Source organism: Bartonella sp. AA78NXGY (genome assembly GCF_042197005.1).
In the GTDB taxonomy this organism is placed as follows: Bacteria; Pseudomonadota; Alphaproteobacteria; order Rhizobiales; family Rhizobiaceae; genus Bartonella.
The window spans coordinates 1-508 of record NZ_JBHIRI010000121.1 but is presented as its reverse complement, the minus strand read 5'-3'; the positions used below and the strand labels follow the sequence as shown (position 1 = coordinate 508).

Annotated in this window: 1 pseudogene; it reads left to right on the top strand. The window is 47.8% G+C overall.

Annotated features, from left to right (window positions below):
* Positions 1 to 508, top strand: a pseudogene (locus tag ACFINL_RS09970) (hypothetical protein); the annotation flags it as partial.

Genomic DNA, 508 nt, shown 5'->3' with positions numbered 1-508 from the left:
AAGGCTCTTTCAGAACAGTCAAAGGGTGTTTGTGATGAAGTTAAAGCATCTGTTGCGTCAGTTGAGAAAGTTGCAGAAGCGGCGAAAACAGGCGTGGAACAAGCTTCGCAAACGGCGTCTGAAGCGAAGGGGATAGCGGAGGAAGCAAAAAGTGCCGTTGATAAAGCAACAGCCAAAGTAGAGCAAGCTGTAAGAGAGGCTAGCGATGCGCAATCTAAAGCGGACAGCTTAGAGAGATTAGCGAATGAAGTTAACCAAACAGCGATTTCTTCGAAGAGCGTCTCAGAAGAAGCAAAAGGTTTAGCAGAAACCGCGAAAAGTACAGCAGATAGCGCAACAGTAACAGCCACGCAGGCACAACAAGAGGCGTCTGAAGCATCTAGAATAGCCAACGAAGCGAAGGTCACAGCAGAGCAAGCATTGCAAGCAGATAGACAAGCGGTTCGTGAAGGAGGAGAAGCTAGTAAAAGTTTAGCAGAAGCCGCTCAGAAGAAATCAGAGGAAGCTG